Source organism: Albibacterium profundi, from assembly GCF_042159835.1.
In the GTDB taxonomy this organism is placed as follows: Bacteria; Bacteroidota; Bacteroidia; order Sphingobacteriales; family Sphingobacteriaceae; genus Albibacterium; species Albibacterium profundi.
On sequence record NZ_JBBVGT010000002.1, the window covers coordinates 693,130 to 719,052 of the forward strand.

Consider the following 25,923-nt stretch of genomic DNA (forward strand, 5'->3'; position numbering starts at 1 on the left):
TATTAAAATTTAATTTCGTCCCTTTGCTCCACCACGTCCATGCTGTCTGCGATCACCGCGACGACGGTCATTTGGTGAGCCACCTTCATGTCTTCCTTTCGGTCCGCTAGCCTGTCCGATATTTGGAGACAGATCACGCTTTCCGTACACTTCGCCCTTGCATATCCATACTTTCACTCCGATTTTACCATATGTAGTATATGCTTCGGCTAACGCATAGTCGATATCCGCACGGAAAGTATGCAAAGGAATTCTACCTTCCTTATACTGTTCTGTACGTGCCATTTCAGCTCCACCAAGACGACCTGAACACATGATTTTTATTCCTTCTGCACCCATTCTCATCGTTGATGCTATTGAAGTCTTCATGGCTCTACGAAATGAAATACGAGCCTCAAGTTGTTTAGCTACACCTTCAGCGACTAACTGCGCGTCTAATTCAGGACGCTTAATCTCAAAAATATTAATCTGAACGTCTTTCTTAGTTAGCTTTTTTAACTCTTCTTTGATTTTATCTACTTCCTGGCCACCTTTACCAATTACTATACCTGGTCTCGCGGTGTGAACCGTAACTGTGATACGCTTTAGCGTACGTTCTATAACAATCTTTGAAACACCACCCTTCGCAATACGCACAGAGAGATATTTTCTTATTTTTTCGTCTTCAACTAATTTATCGGAGTAGTCGTTGCCACCGAACCAGTTAGAATCCCAACCTTTGATGATTCCTAATCTGTTACCTATTGGATGTGCTTTTTGTCCCATTTCTCCTTAATTAGTTTGTTCTTCAACCAAATTTTTATTACTATCTACAACTACAGTCACGTGATTCGAACGCTTACGAATTCTATAACCACGTCCTTGAGGCGCAGGTCTTAATCTTTTTAATTGACGACCGCCGTCTACAGAGATTGTTTTAACATATAGTTCGCTCTCTTCCGGACGTTGACCTTCATTTTTTAACTCCCAATTTTTAATTGCTGACAGCAAAAGCTTTTCAACACGCTGTGCGGCTTCTTTATTGGTATACTTTAAAATATATAGTGCCTTTTCTACACGTTCACCACGAATTAAATCAACCACTAAGCGCATCTTTCGTGGCGAAGTCGGGCAATTATTTAATTTTGCTACTGCTTCCATAGTTTATCTTTTCTTTTCAGAGTGACCTCTAAATGTTCTGGTTGGCGCAAATTCTCCAAGTTTATGGCCAACCATATTTTCTGTTATGTAAACCGGAATAAATTTATTACCGTTGTGTACCGCGAAGGTATGGCCAACAAAATCTGGAGAAATCATTGATCTTCGCGACCATGTTTTAATAACTGACTTTTTGTTGGTTTCATTCATAGAAAGAACTTTTCTTTCTATGTTATGGTCAATATATGGACCTTTTTTAATTGAACGTGCCATTATTTTTTCCTTCTCTCAATGATGTAACGATTCGATACTTTTTTCTTATAACGGGTTTTGAAGCCTTTTGCTAACACACCGTTTCTTGATCGCGGATGTCCTCCCGACGTCCTTCCTTCACCACCGCCCATCGGGTGGTCAACCGGGTTCATCGCAACACCACGAACTCTTGGACGACGTCCTAACCAACGCTTTCTACCTGCTTTACCTAATACTTGATTCGCCCGCTCCGAGTTTGACACAAAGCCCAAAGTAGCCAAACATGTAGCTAAAATCATTCTGGTCTCTCCCGAAGGCAGCTTCACAATAGCATACTTCCCATCACGAGCCGACAACTGAGCGTATGTACCAGCACTTCTTGCAATAGTGCCGCCTTGTCCGGGATTTAATTCAATATTATGAATAATTGAACCTAGCGGAATGTTTTTTAGAGGTAAAGTATTTCCAACTTCTGGAGCCACATTTTCACCAGAAACAATCGTATCACCTACGGACAGCCCATCAGGAGCAATGATATAACGTTTCTCTCCATCTGCGTAATGAAGTAGAGCGATCCTTGCAGAACGGTTAGGATCATATTCTATCGTTGCTACTTTTGCGGGGATATCTTTTTTATCGCGTTTAAAATCTATCAATCGGTATGATTTTTTATGTCCCCCACCGATGTAACGCATAGTCATTTTACCGGAACTATTTCTTCCACCTGACTTCTTAATTTTTACAACCAATGACTTTTCAGGCACATTAGTTGTAATTTCAGAATAATCGGCGCCAATTCTAAAGCGCGTTCCAGGTGTTACCGGTTTGAATCTTTTAACTGCCATGTCTTATTGTATAGTACTGTAAAAGTCAATTACTTCGCCATCATTTAACGTAATGATAGCCTTCTTATATTTTGGAGCACGACCGGAAGATATTCCAGTTTTCGTTTGACGCATCTTAACCTTACCTGTAACAACCGATGTATTTACGGATTTCACATGAACATCAAACATCTTTTCTACCGCATTTTTTATCTGCAGCTTATTTGCTCTATGATCTACTTGGAAAGCATAACGATTTAACTTTTCAGTTAAAATAGAAGCTTTCTCAGTCAATATAGGTTTCTTTAATATTTCCATCTTATTTGGCTAATGCCTCCTCCAAAATTTTAACGGTATCTGCAGTAAGCAATAATTTCCCTGCATTTAATACATCATATGTATTTAATTGATCTGCAGTAATCACTTTTACTTTCTTCAGATTTCTACTTGATAAATAAACATTATTATTAATGGAAGGTAGAACCATTAATGTCTTTTCTGTTGCTACATTTAGATCAGCTAAAAGCTTCGAGTAGTTCTTAGTCTTGATTGAATCAAAGTTCACCTCGTCTAATACTAGAATATTACTGTCTTTAGCTTTATAGCTCAAAGCAGACTTACGAGCAACGACTTTTAACTTCTTATTTAACTTAAAGCTATAATCACGAGGTTGCGGACCAAAAATACGTCCTCCACCATTAAATAATGGCGACTTAATACTGCCGGCTCTAGCCCCTCCAGTACCTTTTTGTTTATGTAGTTTACGAGTTGAACCAGCGATTTCATTACGCTGCTTAGACTTATGTGTACCTTGTCTTTGATTCGCAAGATATTGCTTAACGTCTAAATAAATAGCATGATCGTTAGGCTCAACACCAAATACTGCTTCAGGAAGTTGCACCTTGGCACCTGTTTCTTTACCTGATATGTTTAAAACTTTAACTTCCATCTTCTTATTTATCGACAATTACATAAGAACCCTTTGCTCCCGGTATAGAACCACTCACTACTAAAAGATTCTTGTCTTCATACACCTTCAACACCTGTAGATTTTGCACTTTCACGCGTTCTCCACCCATACGGCCAGCCATACGGATACCTTTAAATACACGCGAAGGCCAAGACGCTGCTCCTACCGAACCCGGTGCGCGCAAACGACTTTTTTGACCATGCGTTTGTGCAGAACCTGCAAATCCATGACGTTTTACTACGCCCTGAAAACCTTTTCCTTTAGAGGTACCTGCCACATCGACAAAATCACCCTCTTGGAATACCGATACAGTCACGATATCCCCTAAGTTTTTCTCTTCCGAAAACAATTCGAATTCAACCAATTTACGCTTAGGCGTTGTGTTTGCTTTAGCAAAGTGCCCTTTCAAAGATGCCGGTGTGTTCTTTTCTTTCTTGTCATCATAACCAAGTTGAACAGCAGCATAGCCATCTTTCTCTTCCGTACGTATCTGCGTTACCACGCACGGTCCAGCCTCGATAACTGTACAAGGAATGTTCTTACCTTGTTCATCGAAAATGCTGGTCATACCTACTTTTTTTCCAATAATTCCTGACATTTCTATTTAATTTCTGTTAACGTCCATCGAAGCAGTAGGGCTTCGTTCAAGACATAGTAATTCCCTAAGGGACGGCAAAGATAGAAAAATTACAATAAGTATCAAACACTTATGTTCTTTTTTCTATTAATTTTTAACTTTTTTTTTACTCCTAAGAACTTCGAGTAAAGGAGGAAGAATAGATAGGATTATAATAGCGAAGATGACTAACGTAAAGTTATCCTTAATAATGGGTAAGCCTCCAAAAAAGTACCCCAAAAAAAGAAAGCTGACCACCCATAAAACGGCGCCAATAATATTATAAGAACCGAAGCGCTGATAACTCATGGTCCCAACACCAGCAATAAAAGGAGCAAAAGTGCGGACAATAGGAATAAACCGAGCATATATAATGGTTTTGCCTCCATGTTTTTCATAAAAGGCTTGTGTCTTATCTAAGTACTCCTTTTTCAAGAACTTTATTCGACCGCTAAACGCCTTCGGACCTATATATTGACCAATATGATAATTTACCAAGTCTCCCAAAAAACCTGCAGCAATTAGCAGGAAACACATAAAGAAAATATTCAGATCAGTTTCAGGTTTGGCGATAATAGCACCAGTAGCAAAGAGAAGGGAGTCTCCAGGCAAGAATGGAGTAACCACAAACCCGGTTTCTGCAAATACGATGAGAAAGAGTATCAAATACGTCCAAGTCTGGTAGGAGTTTACGATCTCCACCAAATGTTCATCAATGTTAAGAACAAAATCTATTAATGTTTGAATTAATTCCAATTTTTTTTATTTGAATATTTTAGGCCTGAGTGTTGAGCATAACTGGCATAACCAACATCAAGACATCCTCATTTTCATCGGACGAAATGGGTGTTAGCAGTCCAGCTCTATTCGACGTACTCATCTCCAACTGAACTTCTTCACAGTCTAAATTATTTAACATCTCGATTAGAAATTTGGCATTGAAACCTATCTCCATATCGTCACCTTCAAACTGACAACTCAGTCTTTCGTGCGCCTCGTTAGAGAAGTCGAGGTCCTCGGAAGAAATATTAAGTTCACTGCCAACAATTCGCAACCTGACCTGATGAGTCGTTTTATTAGCATAAATGACTACTCTTCGTAATGAATTTAGCAACAACAAACGGTCAATGGATAATTTATTAGGATTAACTGTAGGTATCACCGCCTCATAATCCGGGTAGCGTTCGTCGATTAACCGACAAATCAAGTGGATATTCCCAAATTTGAAGAATGCACTTGTAGAATTGTATTCAATTGAAACATCAACATCCTCTGAAGGTAGCGACGCTTTAAGCAGACTAAGCGCTTTTTTGGGTAAAATCATCGATGTCTCTACTTCCGATCGAATGTCAGTCCGTCTGTATCTTACCAACTTATGAGCATCAGTTCCAACGAAGGTTGTATTTTGTGGAGTGAGGTGACAGTAAACTCCTGTCATAGCAGGTCTTAGCTCATCATTGCTAACCGCGAAAATTGTTTTATTGATTGATTCCGCTAGTACAGACGCAGATATTGATACGGATGAAGCGTTGTCTACTACGGGTATCTTTGGAAAATCATCCGCATTTTCACCGCTCAATTTGTATTTACCATCACCTGCACTTATTTCTATCGCAAAGGTTGACGGATCAACTGTAAAAGCTATCGGCTGATCTGGCAACGTTTTAAGTGTGTCCAATAAAATCTTCGCAGGCACCGCTATTCTCCCCTCTTCTTTTGACTCGACTTGCATAAACGTAACCATACTCGTCTGTAAATCCGTAGCAGAAATAGTTAAAATATTGTCCTTAATTTCAAATAGAAAATTCTCCAAAATAGGCAATACTGTGCTGCTACTAGATGCACCATTAACGGATTGCAACTGCTTTAGTAAAACTGATGTAGATACTATGAATCTCATAACGAAAATATATAACGCAATGATACGCAAAAGTTGCGATAATTACTGAATGAAATTAAAAATGAAAGTAAACATGATCATGTTTTTACTTTGTAAATTCGGACGTCAACACATTAACCTAATCATCTTTTATATGGGTTGCATTCTCGCAACTGCGGACGGGCCGACGGACAAAACGATTAAGTGTCCCCCTCAACTTTATCATCGGTACTATTTTCACTTCCAATTGTATTTTTTTCTTTATCGAACTTCTCGTTTAATTCATCCAAGACAGAGTTTTTCCAGAGCTTTGTCCCCGAGAAATAGGCTACTCTGCCAATCAACTGCGCGCCAACGGGTGAAGTCAAAAATAGAAAGAGAACAATCGCTAAAGCTTTCGTTGTAACCGGCAATTCGCCAAAGTACATAACTGAACTCAATAAGATAAAACCGACACCCAGGGTTGTAGCCTTGACGGTTACCGACAATCGTAAGAAGAAGTCTGGCATCCTAACAATGCCAATTGACGCAATTAAAATAAAAATCGACCCCAGACCACTAAACACCATCACCAACAAATCAGTCATCTCTTCTTCTCCTTTCTATATAATAAGAATATGCAACAGTACCTAAGAACGCAATCAGTGCCAAAATCATCGCTACGTCTAAAAAGGTCGAGTTATCACTCAGCACACAGAAAACGGCGATAACTGCGATACCTATTGATATAAACAGTTCCAGAGCAACTGCCCGATCAAAAGTATGGGGGCCTTTAATAAAACGATAACATACCAACAATAACGAAATACTTAAAATTGGCATGATGATATAAACCAAAAAGCTATATAAAGTCATCGCAGCACCTCCAATAATTTTCTTTCTAAACCATTTCTCAAGTCTTCTACAAATTTGTTTCTATCTTTTAAGTACATTACGTGAATAAAAATCGCCTTTTTATCATCGCTGATAGCCAAAATCAGTGTGCCAGGTGTTAATGAAACACAATTAGCCAACATTGTTATTTCGAAATCAGTCTTCGCTTTCATCGGAAACATCACAATGCCGGGCTTCATAAAAAAGCGTGGAGTCACCACATCAAAAGCTACTTGCAGATTCGCCTTGAGCATTTCGTATAGAAAGAATAGCGCAAAACCAATTATTTTCGGGATGCGACTAAAATAACCTACACCTCCCTTGCGTAATGAGGTCATCCGCAAAATAAAATAACCTAAAAAAAAGCCGAAAGCGTAATTGCCCAAAAAGTAATTGCCCGTTAAAGCAACCCATACAAAGGTCAACAATAAGTTAATTAAAAATTGTTTTAACATAACACCTAATTAACATTCAAATAATCAGCCCCAAGTACAGCCTGTACATACGCTGATGTATCCATCATTTCGGCGGCAATCCGTTGGGACACTGCCATAACATAATCTGCTCCAAAGCCTATATAAATACTAACCGCAGTCAGTAAAATCACTGGTAATACCAATAATGATTTGTCAAAGGTTCGTAGAGAATCAAATCTATTAATTCCACTTCGCTCCCCAGGCAACAAAACAGGTTGGGGTTTCCAGAAAACCTCCGACCACATTCGAGCTATCACAAAAAGTGTGATAAAACTAGCGAGTATCAGTGCTCCAATCAATAAATAGCTGTACTGTTGAAATGCCGCCTGAAATAGATTAATTTTAGGCCAGAACCCTGACAAAGGGGGAACACCAACAATTGAAAAAAGGACAATAGCCATAACAAATGAAAGCTTCGGGTACACCGTATACATCCCGCCTAAGTTCAACATATTTCTAGTCCCTTTGATCCGGTATATCAATCCTCCAATTAAAAACAAGTTAGTCTTAGCAATAATGTCATGAAAAAGATAAAACAAAGCGCCCGCCAGTGCCAATTCAGAGAACAAGCCCAGGCCTGCAACCATATAACCTATATGACATATGATTAAATAAGAAAACATTCTTCGGAAATCATTTTTTACCAACATTCCCAAAGCTCCAGTAATGAGCGTCGCCACTGCGACATAAGTCATTAAATTTGTTGTAAATTCTGTTGGAACAACAATAAGTGTAAAGAAACGCATAAGGGCATATATCCCCATTTTAGTTAATAAACCACCAAAGATTGCTGCTATCGACGATGGCGGCGTATGGTACGACGATGGCAACCAGAAATACAATGGAAATACGGCCGACTTTATCCCGAACCCAATAAAGAATAACAAACCTGTCACGTTAATGAGGGGGCGATTGTCGATTTCAGCAATTTTCAAAGAAAGATCTGCCATATTCAAACTTCCTGTAAGGCCATACAGGATAGCGATTGCCGTTAAGAACACAACAGAGGCAAGCATGTTTATCGCCACATACTTAATAGCACTTTCCATTTGGGGTTTCTTCCCACCCAATGTCATCAACACAAAAGACGATATAATAACCACTTCAAACCAGACATACAAATTAAAAACATCTCCGGTCAAAAACGCACCGTTCAGTCCCATGAACAAGAAATGGGAAATAGGAAAATACCCATACTTCATTCTTGCTTGATTTACTCCGACAGTTGAGTATATACTGATACACAGGGCGGAGATTGCTGTTAACAAAACCATCGTACTACTGAACATATCCGACACAAATGTTATCCCAAAAGGAGCCGGCCAATTACCCGCCTGCATGGTTAAAACTCCTTCGTTCCAAGTTCGTGTCATCAAGATAATGCTGACAATCAAGATGGCGAAATTGGATATCACGCTTACGACTCTATGCACAATACTTCGGTTCCACAAAAGCAACAATAGTATTGCAGTCGCCATGTGCATTAATAATGGTAGAACAATAAAGTTATCTATCATATATCTTGTTCATGAGTGTTTAAGTCATCTAAATTTTCGGACCCTGTGGCCAAGTAAACCTTTTTCAACAAAATTATCGCGAACGATTGTAGACCGAAGCTGATAACAATCGCTGTGAGAATCAAAGATTGAGGTATTGGATCTGCATAAATCTCCATAAAAATATTTGAGTCGGAAGGGATCACAGGAGGCCTACCTTCTGTCAGATCACCAAGCAGAAAAATCAGAAGGTTTGCTCCATTTCCGAGCAGTAACAAACCTAACAGTAATTTCACCATACTTCGTCTAAGCATCATATAAATTCCCGATGCATACAAAAGACCAATTAAAAAAACTATAAGTAACTCCATATTATTAAATACTCTCGGAAATCGTAAATAAAATAGTTAACGTAACTCCAATGACAACAATATAAACCCCGATGTCAAAAAACAAAGCAGTACCTACCAACCCGATGATTGGAAGCGCATTTTCCATCCACAAGCCAGTCATAAACGGCTGTCCAAAAAACAAAGGTAACAGACCACTTAGCATGGCCATCGCGAGACCAAAAGGAATCAAATAAAAAGGCGGCCGTCGAAGAATCTTTTTAGTATTGTTAAGCCCATGGGCCAGGGAATGCAAAATAAAGGCGATTGAGGCAATCAACCCTCCAACAAACCCTCCGCCAGGCTCATAATGTCCCCGCAGCAATATAAAAACGGAAAACAACAATAAGAGTGGCAACAAATAGTTTGACGCTGTACGAAGTAAAAGTATTTTCATTCTTATTCAATTTCTGATGATCGTATCTTCAACATCCCAAAAACACCAATGGCAGCAATCGTTAAAACTGTTATTTCGACAAAAGTATCATAACCTCTAAAATCAACTAAGATTACATTTACTACATTTTTCCCCTTTGCTAATAAATAGGCATTATCTGCATAAAACATACTAACCGTTTTATCGGTCGGTTCATTTAAAACCTGCAGAGCAATGACCGAAATTATTAAACCAACAAGCGCGGCTAGAATACCGTCCTTTGTCCGAGCTAAGGTGTCTTTCGTATTTAAGAATGACGGAAGTTTGAGCAATACTAAAACAAAAAGCACAGTGGTTAACGTATCAATTGTAAATTGCGTCATTGCTAGATCAGGTGCACCAAAAAACACGAAGATTAAGCAAATACAATAACCAACCACGCCCGTTCCGATGATAGCAATTAACCGCGAGGGAGAAACAATGACCGTGATCACCGCCGCTACCATAATGAGAAAGACCACGACTTCATATATCTTAATAGCAGTTAAATTATCCAGATTAATTTGCAGATGAACATTCTTAATGAGATAATAGCCGATTAAACACACAAAGAAGAGTGTAATCTTTCGCAAATACGAACGCAGATAGTCGTTATGCATAAAAAGGGTATAACGCCCTGCAATATTCTTAAATCCTCGCGTGATAGTATTCGCGATAGACTCAGGAGAAAGATGTTCTAACTTTGTGATAAAGTCCATTTTGATTCTAGACGGTTTCCACACGAAAAACAAAACAATCCCTAAAAGAATAGTGACTAAGCTTATTATTAACACCGTATTAAATCCGTGCCATATCTTTAACGAGATCCTTTCGCCTTGTTGCATCGGCAAAATAATTTGCTGGATCATTTCATTCATAAAACCAGGGAAACAACCGAACAGGAGACCTAACACTCCTAATAACAACGGAGGCAACCACATTAAAACAGAAAGAGGACGTTCAGTCTCGAGTTCAGCCAAACGCCTTCCGACAAAAGGTTTGATCCCCGCCAAATATCCAGCACAAGCCAATAGCACATTAACTAAGAAAGCGCAAAACGTAAACACGGAGCTGTAACTTCCTGTCAACGTAGCCTCATAAATCAAATCCTTACCTATAAAACCAAAGGTTAACGGTATTCCAGCGCTTGACAACGCAGCTAACAATCCGGCAACAGCGAGTAATGGCATGGTAAAACGCAAACCACTCAGCTTCGTCAAATCCCGCGTCCCAGTTTGATAATCTATAACGCCAGTGATTAGAAACAAACCCGCTTTATACAAGGCATGTACTAGAATGAAAACAATCGCGGCGGTGAAGGCGGCATGAGTCCCCAAGCCAAATAGAAAAACCAAAATCCCCAATGCCGAAATCGTAGAATAGGCCAAAACACTTTTCATGTCGATTCTGAAAATCGAGTGATATGCTGCATATAGCATCGTAACCCCTCCGATAGTTAACAAAGTGGTGTTCCAATAGACCGTTCCACCTAGAATTGGAGTAAATCGCGCTATCAAATAAATTCCCGCCTTAACCATGGTGGCCGAATGTAAATATGCAGACACTGGTGTAGGTGCTTTCATTGCTCCAGGTAACCAGAAATGAAACGGGAACTGAGCGGATTTTGTAAAAGCACCCATAAAAAACAGGAACAGAATTAACCCGTATAAAGGATGGTTCTTTAAGACGTCACTTGAGCCCAACATCTCCTGGATAGAGTATGTTCCTGTAATGCTGCCAATAAAGATCAGCCCGGCCATCAGAAAGAAACCCCCTCCCGCCGTGATTCCCCATGCAACGAGCGAGCTTCTTCGTGACGCTGCGCTTGAATTATTGAAGCCAATTAAAAAGAAAGAACTAATAGCCGTTAACTCCCAGAAAATAAATAATAACAACAAATTATCCGCCAAAACTAAGCCGAGCATTGATGCCATAAACATGCTTAGATAGGCATAAAATCTATTAATATATTGATGCCCCTTCATATATGCGGATGAATAAATGAAGATCAAAAACCCAATCCCCGTAATCAACATAGCAAATAGAACCGAAAGGCCATCAACCTTAAATTGCAAGTTGATTTCCATCGAAGGAACCCAAAAATAGTTATAGAATAAAGTCTGCCCAGAGAGTACGCTCGAAAGCAACAAGAGAAAATAAGAGAATAATCCAGCTGGCAACAACGACAATAACGGAGATACTCTTATACTCAAAGGTTTAGTCAAGCATAGCAATAAAATAGCAACAAGAAAACCTGAGAGGACAGCTATTATCATATATATTAATTTACGCGGTGGTAACAAATATAATAATCCTTGCCAAGATCCGATTAAAATTAAGGAATAATTACATTACGGCTACTTTTTTGGTCTATAACAGCCAAATACATCGTATTTATTACAAGTTTTCATAAATCAGGTTATATTTGTCCTACTATGAGCAAAACTGACGATATTTTAAAGAATGTAGTATCACATGCCAAAGAATACGGATTTGTATTCCCATCAAGTGAAATTTATGACGGACTAAGTGCTGTTTATGATTATGGCCAACTAGGGAGCGAATTAAAAAACAACATCAAAACTTATTGGTGGAAATCAATGGTTCAACTCCATGAAAACATAGTAGGGATTGATTCCGCCATTTTTATGCATCCCAAGATCTGGAAGGCATCTGGCCATGTTGATGGGTTCAACGACCCGATGATCGATAATAAAGATTCAAAAAAACGCTATCGCGCAGACCAACTTATTGAGGACAAGATCACTCGTTATGAAAAAGACAAAAAGCTTGAAAAGGCTAAAGCACTCCAGGGCGATCTCGATGAAGCTGTAAAAAGCGACAACCTAACTCGGCTAAAAGAGATCATTATCGAACACGGGATAGTTTGTCCGGTCTCCGGCACGAAAAACTGGACGGATGTACGTCAATTCAATTTGATGTTTTCTACAAAAATGGGTGCCATGGCAGATGGCTCGGAAGTAGTGTATCTTCGACCCGAAACTGCGCAAGGCATTTTTGTAAACTTTCTCAATGTGCAAAAAAGTGGACGAATGAAGATCCCGTTCGGAATAGCACAGATTGGAAAAGCATTTAGAAATGAGGTAATTGCCCGACAGTTTATAATGCGGATGCGCGAGTTCGAGCAGATGGAGTTACAGTTCTTCGTAAGGCCTGGCACTGAAATGGAATGGTATGAAAAGTGGAAAGAAACACGACTCAAATGGCACCTCGCATTGGGAGGAGATTCATCTAAATACCGTTTTCATGACCATGTGAAACCCGCACACTATGCTAACGCCGCAGTAGACATTGAATATGAGTTCTCTTTCGGCTTCAAGGAAGTAGAAGGCATTCATTCTCGCACGGATTTTGACCTCAGACAACATCAAGAGTTCTCAGGCAAGAAGATGCAATTTTTTGACCCAGAGATTAATCAAAACTACATACCCTATGTTATTGAAACATCAATCGGCCTCGACCGCATGTTCCTAACTGTTCTCAGTAATGCATACCACGAACAGGATCTAAGTACAGCCGAGAAAAAAGATCAACGTACCGTGCTTCATTTTCACCCTGCTCTTGCACCTGTAAAAGCAGCCGTTCTTCCATTAACTAAAAAAGATGGATTACCAGAAAAAGCGCGAGAAATACTTGGTGATCTGAAATTCGACTTCAATACACAATACGATGAAAAAGATTCGATAGGAAAACGTTACCGCAGACAAGATGCAATAGGAACTCCAGTCTGCATTACGGTTGACCACCAGACACTAGAAGACAATACAGTTACCATACGTCATCGCGATTCGATGGAACAAGAACGTGTATCAGCAAAAGATTTGAGTTCGATCCTTCAACAATTGACTGGATGGAGCTCACTCCTAATGACTACGTAAAGACCATTGCGGTTCAAACTGCCTACGGTCATTACTTGCAAACATTCATCAAAAAGATCTGTTCAATTATCAACAACAGATTTTTTTGATGAATACTACCTACGAAATTCATAAAGAGAATTCTCCAATAATTTCTCTAGCCTTACACGACGGGCACTATATCCCGCCCGATATCCTACGGAATATCAAACTCGAGGAACATGAACGTTTCCGAGAAGAAGACCCCTACACGGCCCAAATGGCAGATCTTCCTGTGAATAAGGTTGTCGTAAACACATCCAGATTCTATGTCGACCTGAATCGACTCAAAGACGAGGCTATCTACAAGCAACCCGAAGACGCATGGGGTTTACAAGTGTGGAACGGAAAGTTTCCGGAAGAAATCGAAAAAAAACAGATGGCTTATTACCATCAATTTTATTCTGATATTCAAATACTCATCCAAAACACGATTCAAAATTTCGGTTTTTTTATAATCTTAGACATCCATTCTTATAATCATCGTCGCGAAAGTCCAGATATTGATGCGCCATTTGAAAGTAATCCCGAAATCAACATTGGGTCGAAATACAATGAATCGAAATGGAATATACAGACAAACAACTTCATAAACTTCCTATCAAACTCAACGATCAACGGGCACGCTCCGGATGTGAGAGAAAATATTAAATTTAAAGGGGGCGGCTTCTCTCAATGGGTGAATCAACATTATAGCGAACATGGTTACGTTCTATCGATTGAGTTCAAGAAAACTTTTATGGATGAATGGACGGGAAGAGGAGACATTGCCCATATTCAAGATATACGCCGAGTACTTATCGACTCAATACCATTTTTAACAGACGATATTCAGTCAGCATCCTAATAAAATGACAAACGAAAGCGACAACAATACACCAGAAAGAAAAACGCTCAACCGTATTTTAAGTAAAATTCAAAATAACGAGCCACTCCGGATAACTCTTCCTAATAAAGGCTTGATTAATATGGAAAAGCCGGTTCCATTTATGGTGGTATATAGAATTCCCCCTAGTGGCAAAGATGGGTTTACATCACGTCTTGGAAAGACAGAATCATCCTATTTACATGCACACGACAGTGCGGCGACCTCCGAAATCATTAAAAGTGTAGCAAACACGCTAGCAGACAGGTTTAAAGGCTTTCTTCTACTAGAGGTGTGGTTAGCGGAAGAGGGAAATGTTGCACCTTTTACAGTTCATGTTGGACAGAAAAGCGGAGCCGAGGTAGCTGAAAAGTTAAAAACTGAGCTTTCAAAGATAAAAATTCTAGGAAACTTCTTGAAAGCGAATGTCAACAAAGGTAAAAATGTAGTCGCACCCGATTACTATAAACCACTTATTGAAGCCAAAGAAGCAAACAAATCTTCTATTACTCTTATCGGTCTAGAGATAGCTCCTGTATATATGAACGAAGCGACCGGCAAGGCTTATCCCCTTTTTCTGCGTGACCTCCGTGCAAAATTTAGCAAAGCCATACGAAAGGGTTTCTTTGAATTTGTAAGAATGCACACTTCGTATAATGCAACTAATTTTCAAATGTTGGGAACAACCAGCTTGAGGAAAAATGTCTTTGAAATTGACAAAGAATTAGCCCATTACAGCAATCTATTTGACTTTCTTCTTCTTGTCACACCGATAAATGCGGATGAAGCCTGGAAAGATTTCAAGAAATCTAACTTTTTAAAAGAGCCGGTCTTCCACTATCGACCAATGCCGATCGACCCTGAGCTGATTAAAAGAAAGATATATAATCTGCCCATAGAAGAAATCTCAGACCCGACCTTAGCCTTTCTTTTCCGTGATAAGAGAAAAGAGATCGATCGAATGCTAGACATGATGGCAGAAAGAGAAAAGCCTGATTTTATGCTGACCAGCCTGCAACTATTTGGGCCAATCGATGAAAAACTACTTGAAACAGCTAAAGCTATCCTGATTGCAATTGAAATTCCGGAGACAACCAAGAAAAAGAAGATGATCTCTGCTAAAGAATTTGCCCTCATGGCGGAAGAAGAATTAGAGTGGTTAAAACTTCAGGATCCGTCGATATCGACTGCGGTCCGTATTCGTGATGATATTGAAGGCATCCTGGTCAACAGAGGCACCTTGAACATTAATAAGAATTTCCAAGTGTCAGAAGAACGTGCCTTTGCCCTTCTGCAACATGAAATAGGAACTCACGTTGTTACTTATTATAATGGGAAAGCACAGCCTCTGCAACTTTTCTACATCGGTGTTCCTGGATATGAAGAGCTCCAGGAAGGTCTAGCTGTATTCGCCGAATATATGGCAGATGGTTTAACGCTGAGTCGACTCAGAACCATCGCAGCCCGAGTGGTCGCTGTCCATCAAATGGTTTCAGGCTCTTCATTCATTGATACCTTTTTTTTACTTGTAGATAAATATGAATTTAGTGAAAGTGCAGCATTCTCTTTAGCAATGCGTGTTTACCGTGGAGGGGGATTAACAAAAGATGCGGTATACTTGAAAGGGCTACTGAACATTATTGATTACATTAAAAAAGGCAAGAGCCTGGAACCCCTTCTAATCGGAAAGATACGACAAGGATATATACCTGTCGTACAAGAACTTATACACAGACAAATTTTAACAACAGTACCGATAAAACCTCGCTATTTAGATGAAAAATATTTAGTTAAATATGAAAACATTCGCTCGGGTGGAAACGTTTTCAATATGATTCATGAATAAGTTTTCAACTTATTATTAATAACAAAAATAAACACCTAACCTTAAAAATATGAAAATAGGATTTGTTGTCAACCAAACACCTAAAGAATTAGCGCCCTATACAACGACTGGACTTGCTTTACAAGCCAGCAGAATGGGACATGAAATTTACTATATTGGAGTGGGCGACTTTGTATACCTTCAGGACGAACAGATGGGCGCACATGCTCGCAAAGCTCCTGACCGAGAGTTTCGAACAAACGAAACTTTTCTTAATGCAATCAAAAAAGCGAAAAAGGAGTTAATCACAGCAAAAGAACTGGATGTTCTGATGCTCCGAAACGACCCATCGACGGATTTCGATCATCGTCCTTGGGCACAAAACTCGGGAATAGTTTTCGGCCAGTTGGCCCAACGCCATGGTGTAGTTGTCTTAAACGACCCGAATACGCTAGCAAGCGCTTTAAATAAAATGTACTTTCAATATTTTCCCAAAACGGTTCGACCGGAAACAATAATTACAAGAAATATTGATGACATCAAAGCCTTCTATCGACATTTCAATAAACACATTATCTTGAAACCTTTGCAAGGCTCAGGCGGAAAGAACGTGTTTATGATAAAAGATGATATTAAAAACTTAAATCAAATTGTGGAAGCAATTTCAAGAGATGGCTTCGTAGTAGCGCAAGAGTATCTGCCAGATGCAAAACATGGTGACATACGTCTCTTCCTGCTTGATGGGCAACCCATCACTGTAAATGGGAAAACAGCGGCACTTCATCGTACTCAAGCCAAGAACGATATACGAAGTAACATCCATCAAGGAGGAACGGCGAAGATCGCGAAATTGTCAAAACGATGCTATGAGATAGTGGAAGAGGTAGCCCCGAAACTGATTAAAGATGGGATGTTCTTAACTGGTCTAGACATTGTTGGCGACAAGTTAATGGAAGTAAATGTATTCAGTCCGGGTGGTTTAGGCAACGCTGGAAAGCTAAATAAGGTCGACTTTATGGAGCCTGTGATTAAAGCTATTGAAAGAAAAATAGTCTAAGAACATCAACCAAAGACTTCCTCTAGAATATAATGAGATTTTACACTTCCGAAATTATCGACATGCAGTGCATAATACTCCATTAGATTATTCAGAAGCGCACGACGGTCCTCTAACGATATACGAACGTCATGAACATTTTGAAACGAACTCGACAAGATTGCCGACCATTGTCGGGTTCGCTTTTCATCGAGGTAGAGGTGATGATAGGGAATACTAATACAGAAAACGCCCTCTTTAAGGTCAAAAAATGGCAAATTATCGTTTGAGACTGCCGGATAAAACCCTAAAAACTTACTTAAACGTAACAGGAAGTACAAATGGTAGTTGGCTGAAGCTTCGGATGATTGGTCCAGCCAAAGAATGGAATGATAGATATACTCGAACAGCGGCTCATCGGAGCTTTGTTGCTTTAAGCATTTCGACAATACTTCATTAAGAAAGATAATCAACGACCTTTTCTTGTCATCATATGGAATGCTCTGAAAAACTGGCACCTGTCTCGCCTCAGAAACTCGCTGGATCCCCCCCGTACCCTTATGGTACACGATCATATCCAATAAATGAAGAGGCTGCAATATATTAATATGGATCTTTGCTTTGTTTCTTTTTACACCATTGATAATATATGACTGCAAGCCGAATTTTTCAGTGAAAATCTGACAGATCACACTCGTTTCGCGGTGATCGATAGTCTTCAAAACAATACCTCGCGTTTTATGTAACATAATTACTTATAGTTCAACCCCAAAAATTTTAGGAAGATAAATATAAGCTCCACAGAGCAAAGCAAAAATCGACAATACGAGCACAGCCGCTGCAGCAGCATCCTTCGCTTTTTTAATCTGTCGGTTGGGCGCCAGTGAAACAGCGTTTGCAAGAGACTCGACAGCCGTATTGAATAACTCCGCGGCAAAAACCAGGGAAATAACTAACGTAATACAAAACCATTCGATGACTGAGATATCTAAGAAGAAGCCTAAGACCAATGCAACACAAGCTGCTAAGGCATGAAACTTAAAATTATATTCGCTTCTAAAGCTATCTCTAATACCTTGAAAAGCATACACGAACGAACGTAAAAAATTATGCTTCTTCATCTTCTTCTGTTCGTTGTTCTGAGCGCTCTTCTAATATACTTCTTCTCTCAATCTTCCGAATCAAACCGTAAAGAATCGTTAAAAAACCAATTCCAAATACGACGACTGCCAGAATAAGCAACCATCGATATATTCCCCGATCTAACTCTTGCATGTAACTTCCGATCAAACCAACTCCAATACCGGTTATTGTTAGCAAAATTCCTCTTCCTATGTATTTATTCATCTTCATTGTCGGACATATTAAGTCATTGTATTAAACAAATTTAAGCATAGCGTTCTAAAGGTTTGCTATTTAATTTGATAAACCTGAAAGCGGATTTATCCTGTATTCGCTCCGCATTTATACCGCATTTAAGGCGCAAAATGCGGAACGAATACGAAAGTTCCCTTTCTACAGTTTCCCAGCGAGTAAACCGAATTTTAATCCATTCCACCGCAGTCCTTTCATTTCCGTTTTAAGCATTTATTCTTAACTTTGCATCCTCAAATTTAAGATGCAAATACTTGATGTACAAAGAATATAAACAATTAAATCTTTCAGAAATCGGAAAAGATGTTCTGGATAATTGGAAATCCACGAAAATTTTCGAGAAGAGTATAGCAAACCGCCCCTCTTCTAAGCCATATACCTTTTATGAAGGCCCCCCGTCTGCTAACGGAATGCCTGGAATACATCATGTTATGGCTCGTACAATTAAAGATATTTTTTGCAGATATAAAACGTTGAAAGGGTTTCAAGTAAAACGAAAGGGAGGCTGGGATACACATGGTCTGCCCATCGAGCTCGCAGTCGAAAAAACACTTGGAATAACGAAAGAGGATATTGGCAAAACCATTACGGTTGAGGAGTATAATGAGCATTGCCGTAAAGAAGTGATGAAATATACGGATGTATGGAATGACCTCACTGAGAAAATGGGCTATTGGGTCGACCTTGAAGACCCATACATAACCTACAAAAATGAATACATCGAAACTTTATGGTATATCTTAAAAGAATTCTATAAAAAAGGGTATCTCTATAAGGGTTACACCATTCAACCTTTTTCACCGGCTGCAGGAACTGGACTGAGCTCTCATGAGTTAAACCAACCGGGCACTTATAAAATGGTCAAAGATACAACGATTGTCGCGGAGTTCCGGATTCGCAGAGACCAGGTGCATCCATTACTAAACAGAATATTCACATACGATGAAGAAGATACGGCATTTGTTGCCTGGACCACCACTCCGTGGACACTTCCGGGAAACTCGGCACTGGTGGTCGGAAAGAATATCTCGTATGTAAAGATACAAACGTTTAACCCATATACCCATTTGCCGGTCAGTGTTATTCTGGCCAAGGATCTTGTCGGAAAGTTTTTCAAAAAAGAAGCCAAAGATCAAGATTTTAAAGCATATCAAGCTGGAGACAAATTAATACCCTGGGAGATAGTAGACGAGTTCAAAGGCAGCGATCTTGTTAATCTACGCTACCATCAGTTAATGCCGTATGTAAATTCACCAGAAATAGAAGAGCAGGCTTTCCGTGTGATTTCCGGTGATTTTGTTAGTACGGAAGACGGTACCGGCATCGTGCACGCCTCCCCGACATTTGGTGCTGATGACTTTAGGGTATGTCAGGAAAATAATATACCCCCTATCACCGTAAAAGATGAGAACGGAAAAGACTTGCCTATAGTCGACCGTCAGGGGAGATTCATAAAAGAAATCACCGACTATGCAGAACGTTTTGTCAAGGAAGAGTACTACGCAGACGAAATTCGCAATGCACCCGACTTTAAGCCTACAGATGTTCTGATTGCTATTCAATTAAAAGAACAAAACAAAGCTTTTGAAGTAAAACGCTATGAACACAGTTATCCACATTGCTGGCGAACAGACAAACCGGTTTTATATTATCCGCTCGATAGCTGGTTTATCAAGACGACAGCTGTAAAAGACCAATTAGTGGCATTAAATAATTCCATCAATTGGAAACCAGAAGCTACGGGTTCAGGTCGCTTTGGCAATTGGCTCGAAAATCTTGTGGATTGGAACCTCTCCCGTTCTAGATATTGGGGAACACCCCTGCCTATCTGGCGGAGCGAGGACGAAAAGCAAGAAATTTGTCTCGGATCCATCACTGAATTAAAAGCTAGAATCAAAACCAGCCTTGAATCTACTGTGATTAATGCAAACGAAAGAGCGGTGCTGGAGGACTATCTGACAAAGATCGATGAAAACAGCTTTGACCTACACCGTCCTTATGTTGATAACCTGGTGCTTGTATCAGATGATGGACAAAAACTATTCAGAGAACCGGATCTAATCGACGTATGGTTCGATTCGGGTGCTATGCCCTATGCGCAATGGGGAATTGACCATGAAAAGTTAGCAAAGGGCGAAAAAAATCCATTTAAAGCGGGTTTTGATTTTGCCTATCCAGCTGATTTTATCGCTGAGGGGGTCGACCAGACACGTGGCTGGTTCTTTACCCTTCATGCAATATCGACGATGCTCAACGGGTCAGTGGCATTTAAAAATGTAGTTTCTAACGGACTCGTTCTTGACAAGAATGGGAACAAGATGTCTAAACGTTTAGGCAATGCAGTAGACCCGTTTATTACCATCGAAAAATACAGTGCAGACGCTACCCGCTGGTATATGATCAGCAATGCAGCGCCTTGGGACAATTTAAAGTTCAACGAAGAAAGTCTGGATGAAGTTCGCCGAAAGTTTTTTGGAACTTTATACAATACGTATTCGTTTTTCGCCCTCTATGCCAATATCGATAAGTTTAGTTACTCAGAGGAAGAGGTCCCTTTTCAAGATCGCCCGGAAATTGACCAGTGGATCATTTCCCTTCTTAATACGCTAAGCATTGAAGTGGACCAGTATTATGCTGATTTCGAACCGACAAAAGCAGCACGCGCGATACAAAATTTTGTCGACGAGAATCTGAGCAATTGGTATGTCCGCTTATCCAGACGCCGCTTCTGGAAAGGTGATTATTCGAACGACAAGATATCAGCCTATCAAACGCTCTATACTTGTCTGGTTACCATTTCTAAGCTCATCTCACCGATTGCTCCTTTCTTTAGTGACCGTTTGTTCAGAGATCTCAATTCAGTCACAAACAAAGAGAACGTTGAATCGGTTCACCTTTCCGACTATCCGGAAGGAAATAAAGATTTAATTGATTCGCAACTCGAAGAGCGAATGAAACTGGCTCAGGATGTCTCATCCTTGGTACTCTCGTTAAGAAAGAAAACCGGTATCAATGTCCGACAACCCTTAAACAAAATACTTCTTCCCGTTTTAGATGGCATGTTTGAGGAAAAAATAGAAAGCGTAAAAGATTTAATTCTTTCTGAAACAAATATCAAGCATATTGAATATATTCAGGACACTGAAGGAATTATCACAAAGAAGATAAAACCAAACTTTAAAGCATTAGGGCCCAAAGTCGGCAAAGACATGAAGCTCGTTAGTTCGGCTATTTCTGCACTCGATCCACATCAGATCCGAACATTGGAAAGTGAGGGGCAATTGAAGCTTCCTGGAAGCGAATATACTATCGGATTAGATGATGTAGAAATCATCGCAGAGGACGTTGAAGGTTGGCAAGTAGCAAATCTCGGAAAATTAACCGTAGCGCTGGATGTGAACATTTCAAGTGAACTAAAACAAGAAGGGGTCGCTCGTGAACTGATTAACCGAATCCAAAACTTACGAAAAAACAAAGGTTTTGAGGTTACAGATAAAATAATTGTTAAGATTGCAGGGGAAAAAGAGTTCTCAGAAGCAGTTGAAAACAATTTAGCCTATATTTGCAACGAGATTCTAGCAAGTGACATTCTTTTTGTAGAAGCATTGACTAATGGAGAGGATGTAATTGTTGAAGAGAAAAAACTAAAGATAAATATTGTAAAGGAATAAATTATGGAGAACAAAGAAAAAACTCGGTATAGCGATAGCGAACTGAAAGAATTTAAGGATATCATTTCCGAAAAAATTAGAGTTGCTAAGGAAGAACTAACATCATTGACCCAGTCATTGAGCAGTCCTAATAGCAATGGCACTGACGATACAGCAGGAACATTCAAAACATTGGAAGACGGATCAGCGACATTGGAAAAAGAACAAATAAACCAATTAGCCGCCCGTCAAAAGAAGTTTATAGAAGGATTAGAAGCAGCATTAGTTCGTATAGAAAATAAAACCTATGGAATCTGCAGAGTGACTGGTAAGTTAATCCCGAAAGAACGTCTCCGCGCAGTGCCTCACGCAACATTAAGCATGGAAGCGAAATTAAACCAAAGGAATTAATTTTCCATCCCAACTGTATGAAAGGATTCACCAAACCTCTTATTCTAATTTTCGTCACGCTACTGCTCGACCAAGTTCTCAAATTCTGGATCAAGCTGAACATGACGCTAGGCCAAGAGTTTCATATTATCAAAGATCGGGTTATTATCCATTTCACGGAAAATAACGGTATGGCATTCGGACTGGAGCTTGGCGGTGAGATGGGGAAATTGGCTTTATCGTTATTCAGAATCATTGCAATTATTGCTATTGCTTATGGTCTCTATTATATGATTCGCCATAAATATCATCGTGGACTAATTTTGAATGTCTCATTAATCTTTGCTGGCGCAGTTGGAAACATAATTGACTCTGTATTTTATGGTGTTATTTTCAGTGAAAGCACCTGGTATACCAAAGCCGAACTATTCCCTGAAGGGGGCGGATACTCAAGTCTCCTTCACGGAAAGGTTGTAGATATGTTCTATTTCCCCATTATTAATGGCAACTTCCCCACTTGGCTGCCTCTTTGGGGTGGACAAGATTTTATATTCTTCCGACCAGTTTTTAATTTAGCAGATACAGCTATCTCAGTTGGAGTCATTCTGATCTTACTGGGACAAAAGCGCTATTTTAAAGAAGATGTCCCCACAGTATCCAATCTAAATAACGAGATTGTTGAAGATTAATTCCTCTATCTAATATTATCGAAAGACGTCTTTACTGTAAACTTTTGATCCCGAGTAGCTACTTTGTGAACAAATTTCATTAAATTGGATTATAACTAATAAATCCAAAACCATGAAACATAAAATAGCTTCTCTTAAAAAACTTCAAGACGAAGGAAAAGACATTCATAGACTCCCTTTCTCCATTCGAATTCTACTTGAAAACGTTTTAAGAAATCATGACGGCTTCGCGATTACCGACGACCATCTTGATACGCTCATCAATTGGAATGCGAACGGTACGGATAAGGACATCCCTTTTAAACCGGCTAGGGTTCTCATGCAAGATTTTACAGGTGTACCAGCTGTAGTAGATATTACATCAATACGAGCTGAGTTTGTACGAAAAGGGGGAGACAGTGCAAAGATCAATCCGGCTATTCCGGTCGATTTAGTTATAGATCACTCAGTTCAAGTAGACTATTTCGGAACAGACTATTCCTACCAAAAGAATGTCGAACGAGAATACGAAAGAAATGCTGAACGTTATCAATTATTAAAATGGGCACAGCAAGGTCTTACCAACTTGACCGTTGTCCCACCTGGCATGGGAATTTGTCACCAAGTAAACCTTGAATATTTAGCAAAAGGAGTAGTGGAACGTGATGGATGGGCATTCCCTGACACCTTGGTTGGCACTGATTCACACACTCCTATGGTAAATGGTATCGGCGTTCTCGGTTGGGGAGTCGGCGGTATCGAAGCCGAAGCAGCTATGTTGGATCAGCCTGTGTATTTTACATGCCCTCAAGTTGTCGGGCTCAAACTGAGCGGTGAAATTCCGGCCGGTTGTACGGCTACCGATATGGTCCTCTCGATTACAAAAATTCTAAGAGACACTGGAGTTGTAGGGAAATTTGTTGAAGTCTTTGGAGATGGACTTGATAAATTATCAGTAACTGACCGCGCCACCATATCGAATATGTCACCGGAATTTGGATGCACGGTTACCTATTTCCCTATTGATGATCAGACATTGGAGTACATGGACCGAACCAATCGGTCACAAGAACAGATAAATCTGGTTAAAGAATATTGTCAAGAGAATATGCTCTGGCGTACAGGCACGGAAGAAATCGAATATTCGAAAGTAGTGGAACTCGACTTGAATACCTTAGAGCCTACGGTAGCTGGACCTAAACGACCACAAGACAAAATACTTGTGAAAGAGCTAGATTCTAAATTCTCATCAATTCTTGAGACTGACTTTGATAGAAACTACGTTCCCTTTGATGACAGGAGAGAGCATGCCTGGTTAAACGAAGGCGGATCGGGTACGCAGTACATAGAAGACGATACTGACAAGCATCAAGATACCGTAACTGTGGAACCAAATAATTTACGATCCGTAAAGATCAAGCTTAAGAACGGTGAGTATCGACTGAGCGATGGTAGCATTGTGATTGCCGCAATTACAAGCTGTACAAACACCTCCAACCCAAGTGTGATGGTTGGTGCAGGTCTTGTCGCAAAAAAGGCTGTCGAAAGAGGATTACGTACAAGATCGTGGGTGAAAACCAGCTTGGCGCCGGGCTCGAAGGTAGTTACGAAATACTTAAACCGATCAGGTTTATCGACGGATTTAGAGGCTTTACGTTTTCATACGGTGGGCTACGGATGTACATCTTGTATCGGAAATAGCGGTCCCCTGCCAACACATATTGCAGAGGCAGTTGACAATAGCGAGATGATTGTAGCTTCTGTTTTATCTGGCAACAGGAATTTTGAAGCAAGGGTGCACCCACAAGTTAAGATGAACTTTTTGATGTCACCGATGTTGGTTGTTGCCTACGCTTTAATTGGCCGCGTAGACGTTAACCTGCTTGAACATCCACTATCCTACGATCCGAACGGCGAACCGGTGTACCTCAAAGATATCTGGCCAAGTCAGGAAGAAATTAATCAGACGATAAAAGAAGCAATGCGTAAAGAAGACTTTGAAGAGGTATACAGTGTTATTTTTGATGGCGAAGAAGAGTGGAAAACTCTTCCGGCGCCAGAAGGAAAAGAGTATATATGGGATGATAGCTCTACGTACATTCGAGAAGTACCTTTCTTTCAGGATATATCATCAGAACCTATTCCCCTAACCGATATTGAAAGCGCAAGGGTACTTCTATTTTTAGGTGATTCAGTAACGACTGACCATATATCTCCTGCAGGTTCCTTTAACGAGGAAAGTGCAGCTGGACAATATCTTTTAAGCCAGGGTATTGAGCGGAAAGATTTTAACTCTTACGGATCACGACGCGGCAATCATGAGGTTATGATGAGGGGTACCTTCGCCAACGTCCGTATTAAAAACAAGATCACTGACAGGGAAGGTGGCTTTTCCGTGCATTTCCCTTCGAATGAAACATTGACCGTATTTGATACAGCTATGAAGTACCAAGAAACCAACACTCCGTTGGTTGTGTTAGCTGGAAAAGACTATGGAAGTGGCTCGTCGCGAGATTGGGCTGCTAAAGGTTCTAGCTTATTAGGAATTAGAGCGGTTATTGCTGAAAGCTTCGAAAGAATCCACCGGAGTAATTTGGTCGGGATGGGAGTACTTCCACTTGAATTTCCTGCTGGTGAGAGCGCAGAGTCGTTAGGGCTTTCGGGCAAGGAAGAATTTACAATTACCGGAATTGCGGAAGACTTAAAACCTTTCAAAATGGTGCATGTATCTGCGAAGAAAGAATCTGGTGAAACGGTTGTCTTTGAAGCAAAAGCACGTTTAGACTCTGATATTGATGTCGAATATTTTAAACATGGTGGTATCCTACAATATGTTCTTAGAGGGTACTTGAAGAAATAATAGCTCAGAGG

Annotated in this window: 27 protein-coding genes; 8 read left to right on the forward strand and 19 right to left on the reverse strand. The window is 40.0% G+C overall.

Annotation, left to right across the window (positions count from 1 at the left end; translation table 11 throughout):
• Nucleotides 1-9 precede the first annotated feature (9 nt).
• The 16 genes from rpsC to mbhE form a co-directional block, all read right to left on the reverse strand.
• Nucleotides 10-765, reverse strand: coding sequence for a 30S ribosomal protein S3 (gene rpsC / locus WKR92_RS04520; protein WP_375556637.1), 756 nt, complete (start codon nt 763-765; stop codon nt 10-12).
• A 6-nt stretch (nt 766-771) separates the two neighbouring features.
• Nucleotides 772-1,140, reverse strand: a complete 369-nt coding sequence (rplV, locus tag WKR92_RS04525) for a 50S ribosomal protein L22 (protein ID WP_375556638.1) — start codon at nt 1,138-1,140, stop codon at nt 772-774.
• A 3-nt stretch (nt 1,141-1,143) separates the two neighbouring features.
• Nucleotides 1,144-1,410: a 30S ribosomal protein S19 gene (rpsS, locus tag WKR92_RS04530; RefSeq protein ID WP_375556639.1), complete on the reverse strand. Its 267-nt coding sequence runs from the start codon at nt 1,408-1,410 to the stop codon at nt 1,144-1,146.
• A complete protein-coding gene (gene rplB, locus WKR92_RS04535) occupies nt 1,410-2,234 on the reverse strand; it encodes a 50S ribosomal protein L2 (RefSeq protein WP_375556640.1) in 825 nt (274 codons plus the stop codon). The genes rpsS and rplB overlap by 1 nt, the downstream gene beginning before the upstream one ends.
• Nucleotides 2,235-2,237: 3 nt before the next feature.
• Nucleotides 2,238-2,531, reverse strand: a complete 294-nt coding sequence (gene rplW / locus WKR92_RS04540) for a 50S ribosomal protein L23 (RefSeq protein ID WP_375556641.1) — start codon at nt 2,529-2,531, stop codon at nt 2,238-2,240.
• A 1-nt stretch (nt 2,532) separates the two neighbouring features.
• On the reverse strand, nt 2,533-3,162 hold the full coding sequence (gene rplD, locus WKR92_RS04545) for a 50S ribosomal protein L4 (protein ID WP_375556642.1): 630 nt from the start codon (nt 3,160-3,162) through the stop codon (nt 2,533-2,535).
• Nucleotides 3,163-3,166: 4 nt separating this feature from the next.
• Nucleotides 3,167-3,781, reverse strand: coding sequence for a 50S ribosomal protein L3 (rplC, locus tag WKR92_RS04550; protein WP_375556643.1), 615 nt, complete (start codon nt 3,779-3,781; stop codon nt 3,167-3,169).
• Nucleotides 3,782-3,907: 126 nt separating this feature from the next.
• Entirely contained in the window at nt 3,908-4,555 is a 648-nt protein-coding gene (locus tag WKR92_RS04555; protein WP_375556644.1) for a DedA family protein, read from the reverse strand.
• Between the two features lie 19 nt (nt 4,556-4,574).
• A complete protein-coding gene (gene dnaN / locus WKR92_RS04560; RefSeq protein ID WP_375556645.1) occupies nt 4,575-5,699 on the reverse strand; it encodes a DNA polymerase III subunit beta in 1,125 nt (374 codons plus the stop codon).
• A gap of 179 nt (nt 5,700-5,878) precedes the next feature.
• Nucleotides 5,879-6,265, reverse strand: a complete 387-nt coding sequence (gene mnhG / locus WKR92_RS04565; protein ID WP_375556646.1) for a monovalent cation/H(+) antiporter subunit G — start codon at nt 6,263-6,265, stop codon at nt 5,879-5,881.
• Nucleotides 6,258-6,500, reverse strand: coding sequence for an MrpF/PhaF family protein (locus tag WKR92_RS04570; protein ID WP_375556647.1), 243 nt, complete (start codon nt 6,498-6,500; stop codon nt 6,258-6,260). The genes mnhG and WKR92_RS04570 overlap by 8 nt, the downstream gene beginning before the upstream one ends.
• Before the next feature lie 29 nt (nt 6,501-6,529).
• The gene (locus tag WKR92_RS04575) at nt 6,530-7,006 is read right to left on the reverse strand and encodes a Na+/H+ antiporter subunit E (RefSeq protein WP_375556648.1); all 477 of its coding nucleotides are present in this window, start codon (nt 7,004-7,006) and stop codon (nt 6,530-6,532) included.
• Between the two features lie 5 nt (nt 7,007-7,011).
• Nucleotides 7,012-8,544, reverse strand: a complete 1,533-nt coding sequence (locus WKR92_RS04580) for a proton-conducting transporter transmembrane domain-containing protein (RefSeq protein ID WP_375556649.1) — start codon at nt 8,542-8,544, stop codon at nt 7,012-7,014.
• Complete coding sequence (locus tag WKR92_RS04585; RefSeq protein WP_375556650.1) at nt 8,541-8,894, reverse strand: Na+/H+ antiporter subunit C; 354 nt, start codon at nt 8,892-8,894, stop codon at nt 8,541-8,543. The genes WKR92_RS04580 and WKR92_RS04585 overlap by 4 nt, the downstream gene beginning before the upstream one ends.
• Nucleotides 8,895-8,898: 4 nt before the next feature.
• Entirely contained in the window at nt 8,899-9,309 is a 411-nt protein-coding gene (locus WKR92_RS04590; protein WP_375556651.1) for a Na+/H+ antiporter subunit B, read from the reverse strand.
• Nucleotides 9,310-9,311: 2 nt separating this feature from the next.
• Nucleotides 9,312-11,603, reverse strand: a complete 2,292-nt coding sequence (gene mbhE, locus WKR92_RS04595; protein WP_375556652.1) for a hydrogen gas-evolving membrane-bound hydrogenase subunit E — start codon at nt 11,601-11,603, stop codon at nt 9,312-9,314.
• Nucleotides 11,604-11,762: 159 nt separating this feature from the next.
• On the opposite strand from mbhE, the gene WKR92_RS04600 reads away from it, so the two are divergent.
• The 4 genes from WKR92_RS04600 to WKR92_RS04615 all read left to right on the forward strand — a co-directional run bounded on the left by WKR92_RS04600 (nt 11,763) and on the right by WKR92_RS04615 (nt 16,991).
• Entirely contained in the window at nt 11,763-13,226 is a 1,464-nt protein-coding gene (locus WKR92_RS04600) for a glycine--tRNA ligase (RefSeq protein ID WP_375556653.1), read from the forward strand.
• 88 nt (nt 13,227-13,314) lie between these two features.
• Nucleotides 13,315-14,091, forward strand: a complete 777-nt coding sequence (locus tag WKR92_RS04605) for an N-formylglutamate amidohydrolase (protein ID WP_375556654.1) — start codon at nt 13,315-13,317, stop codon at nt 14,089-14,091.
• A gap of 4 nt (nt 14,092-14,095) precedes the next feature.
• Nucleotides 14,096-15,955: a peptidase MATCAP family protein gene (locus WKR92_RS04610; protein ID WP_375556655.1), complete on the forward strand. Its 1,860-nt coding sequence runs from the start codon at nt 14,096-14,098 to the stop codon at nt 15,953-15,955.
• Between the two features lie 49 nt (nt 15,956-16,004).
• A complete protein-coding gene (locus tag WKR92_RS04615; RefSeq protein ID WP_375556656.1) occupies nt 16,005-16,991 on the forward strand; it encodes a glutathione synthetase in 987 nt (328 codons plus the stop codon).
• A 5-nt stretch (nt 16,992-16,996) separates the two neighbouring features.
• Here WKR92_RS04615 and recO read toward each other — a convergent pair whose 3' ends face one another.
• The 3 genes from recO to WKR92_RS04630 are packed head-to-tail and all read right to left on the reverse strand — an operon-like array spanning nt 16,997 to nt 18,323.
• On the reverse strand, nt 16,997-17,719 hold the full coding sequence (recO, locus tag WKR92_RS04620; RefSeq protein ID WP_375556657.1) for a DNA repair protein RecO: 723 nt from the start codon (nt 17,717-17,719) through the stop codon (nt 16,997-16,999).
• Between the two features lie 6 nt (nt 17,720-17,725).
• Nucleotides 17,726-18,091 (reverse strand): diacylglycerol kinase, encoded by a 366-nt coding sequence (locus WKR92_RS04625; protein ID WP_375556658.1) that lies wholly within the window; start codon nt 18,089-18,091, stop codon nt 17,726-17,728.
• Entirely contained in the window at nt 18,078-18,323 is a 246-nt protein-coding gene (locus tag WKR92_RS04630) for a signal peptidase (protein ID WP_375556659.1), read from the reverse strand. The genes WKR92_RS04625 and WKR92_RS04630 overlap by 14 nt, the downstream gene beginning before the upstream one ends.
• A gap of 278 nt (nt 18,324-18,601) precedes the next feature.
• On the opposite strand from WKR92_RS04630, the gene ileS reads away from it, so the two are divergent.
• The 4 genes from ileS to acnA all read left to right on the forward strand — a co-directional run bounded on the left by ileS (nt 18,602) and on the right by acnA (nt 25,912).
• Nucleotides 18,602-22,015: an isoleucine--tRNA ligase gene (gene ileS / locus WKR92_RS04635; protein WP_375557955.1), complete on the forward strand. Its 3,414-nt coding sequence runs from the start codon at nt 18,602-18,604 to the stop codon at nt 22,013-22,015.
• 3 nt (nt 22,016-22,018) lie between these two features.
• On the forward strand, nt 22,019-22,405 hold the full coding sequence (locus WKR92_RS04640) for a TraR/DksA family transcriptional regulator (RefSeq protein WP_375556660.1): 387 nt from the start codon (nt 22,019-22,021) through the stop codon (nt 22,403-22,405).
• Between the two features lie 17 nt (nt 22,406-22,422).
• Nucleotides 22,423-23,073: a lipoprotein signal peptidase gene (locus tag WKR92_RS04645; RefSeq protein ID WP_375556661.1), complete on the forward strand. Its 651-nt coding sequence runs from the start codon at nt 22,423-22,425 to the stop codon at nt 23,071-23,073.
• A 91-nt stretch (nt 23,074-23,164) separates the two neighbouring features.
• Nucleotides 23,165-25,912 carry an aconitate hydratase AcnA gene (gene acnA / locus WKR92_RS04650; protein ID WP_375557956.1) on the forward strand — a complete coding sequence of 916 codons (2,748 nt, stop codon included), beginning with the start codon at nt 23,165-23,167 and terminating at the stop codon, nt 25,910-25,912.
• Nucleotides 25,913-25,923: the final 11 nt, after the last annotated feature.

Excerpts from the sequence above, each read along its gene's own strand:
- rpsC (WP_375556637.1), bottom strand. The coding sequence starts at position 765 with ATGGGACAAAAAGCACATCCAATAGGTAACAGATTAGGAATCATCAAA.
- rplV (WP_375556638.1), bottom strand. The coding sequence starts at position 1,140 with ATGGAAGCAGTAGCAAAATTAAATAATTGCCCGACTTCGCCACGAAAG.
- rpsS (WP_375556639.1), bottom strand. The coding sequence starts at position 1,410 with ATGGCACGTTCAATTAAAAAAGGTCCATATATTGACCATAACATAGAA.
- rplB (WP_375556640.1), bottom strand. The coding sequence starts at position 2,234 with ATGGCAGTTAAAAGATTCAAACCGGTAACACCTGGAACGCGCTTTAGA.
- rplW (WP_375556641.1), bottom strand. The coding sequence starts at position 2,531 with ATGGAAATATTAAAGAAACCTATATTGACTGAGAAAGCTTCTATTTTA.
- rplD (WP_375556642.1), bottom strand. The coding sequence starts at position 3,162 with ATGGAAGTTAAAGTTTTAAACATATCAGGTAAAGAAACAGGTGCCAAG.
- rplC (WP_375556643.1), bottom strand. The coding sequence starts at position 3,781 with ATGTCAGGAATTATTGGAAAAAAAGTAGGTATGACCAGCATTTTCGAT.
- dnaN (WP_375556645.1), bottom strand. The coding sequence starts at position 5,699 with ATGAGATTCATAGTATCTACATCAGTTTTACTAAAGCAGTTGCAATCC.
- mnhG (WP_375556646.1), bottom strand. The coding sequence starts at position 6,265 with ATGACTGATTTGTTGGTGATGGTGTTTAGTGGTCTGGGGTCGATTTTT.
- WKR92_RS04570 (WP_375556647.1), bottom strand. The coding sequence starts at position 6,500 with ATGCCAATTTTAAGTATTTCGTTATTGTTGGTATGTTATCGTTTTATT.
- WKR92_RS04575 (WP_375556648.1), bottom strand. The coding sequence starts at position 7,006 with ATGTTAAAACAATTTTTAATTAACTTATTGTTGACCTTTGTATGGGTT.
- WKR92_RS04580 (WP_375556649.1), bottom strand. The coding sequence starts at position 8,544 with ATGATAGATAACTTTATTGTTCTACCATTATTAATGCACATGGCGACT.
- WKR92_RS04585 (WP_375556650.1), bottom strand. The coding sequence starts at position 8,894 with ATGGAGTTACTTATAGTTTTTTTAATTGGTCTTTTGTATGCATCGGGA.
- WKR92_RS04590 (WP_375556651.1), bottom strand. The coding sequence starts at position 9,309 with ATGAAAATACTTTTACTTCGTACAGCGTCAAACTATTTGTTGCCACTC.
- mbhE (WP_375556652.1), bottom strand. The coding sequence starts at position 11,603 with ATGATAATAGCTGTCCTCTCAGGTTTTCTTGTTGCTATTTTATTGCTA.
- WKR92_RS04600 (WP_375556653.1), top strand. The coding sequence starts at position 11,763 with ATGAGCAAAACTGACGATATTTTAAAGAATGTAGTATCACATGCCAAA.
- WKR92_RS04605 (WP_375556654.1), top strand. The coding sequence starts at position 13,315 with ATGAATACTACCTACGAAATTCATAAAGAGAATTCTCCAATAATTTCT.
- WKR92_RS04610 (WP_375556655.1), top strand. The coding sequence starts at position 14,096 with ATGACAAACGAAAGCGACAACAATACACCAGAAAGAAAAACGCTCAAC.
- WKR92_RS04615 (WP_375556656.1), top strand. The coding sequence starts at position 16,005 with ATGAAAATAGGATTTGTTGTCAACCAAACACCTAAAGAATTAGCGCCC.
- recO (WP_375556657.1), bottom strand. The coding sequence starts at position 17,719 with ATGTTACATAAAACGCGAGGTATTGTTTTGAAGACTATCGATCACCGC.
- WKR92_RS04625 (WP_375556658.1), bottom strand. The coding sequence starts at position 18,091 with ATGAAGAAGCATAATTTTTTACGTTCGTTCGTGTATGCTTTTCAAGGT.
- WKR92_RS04630 (WP_375556659.1), bottom strand. The coding sequence starts at position 18,323 with ATGAAGATGAATAAATACATAGGAAGAGGAATTTTGCTAACAATAACC.
- ileS (WP_375557955.1), top strand. The coding sequence starts at position 18,602 with ATGTACAAAGAATATAAACAATTAAATCTTTCAGAAATCGGAAAAGAT.
- WKR92_RS04640 (WP_375556660.1), top strand. The coding sequence starts at position 22,019 with ATGGAGAACAAAGAAAAAACTCGGTATAGCGATAGCGAACTGAAAGAA.
- WKR92_RS04645 (WP_375556661.1), top strand. The coding sequence starts at position 22,423 with ATGAAAGGATTCACCAAACCTCTTATTCTAATTTTCGTCACGCTACTG.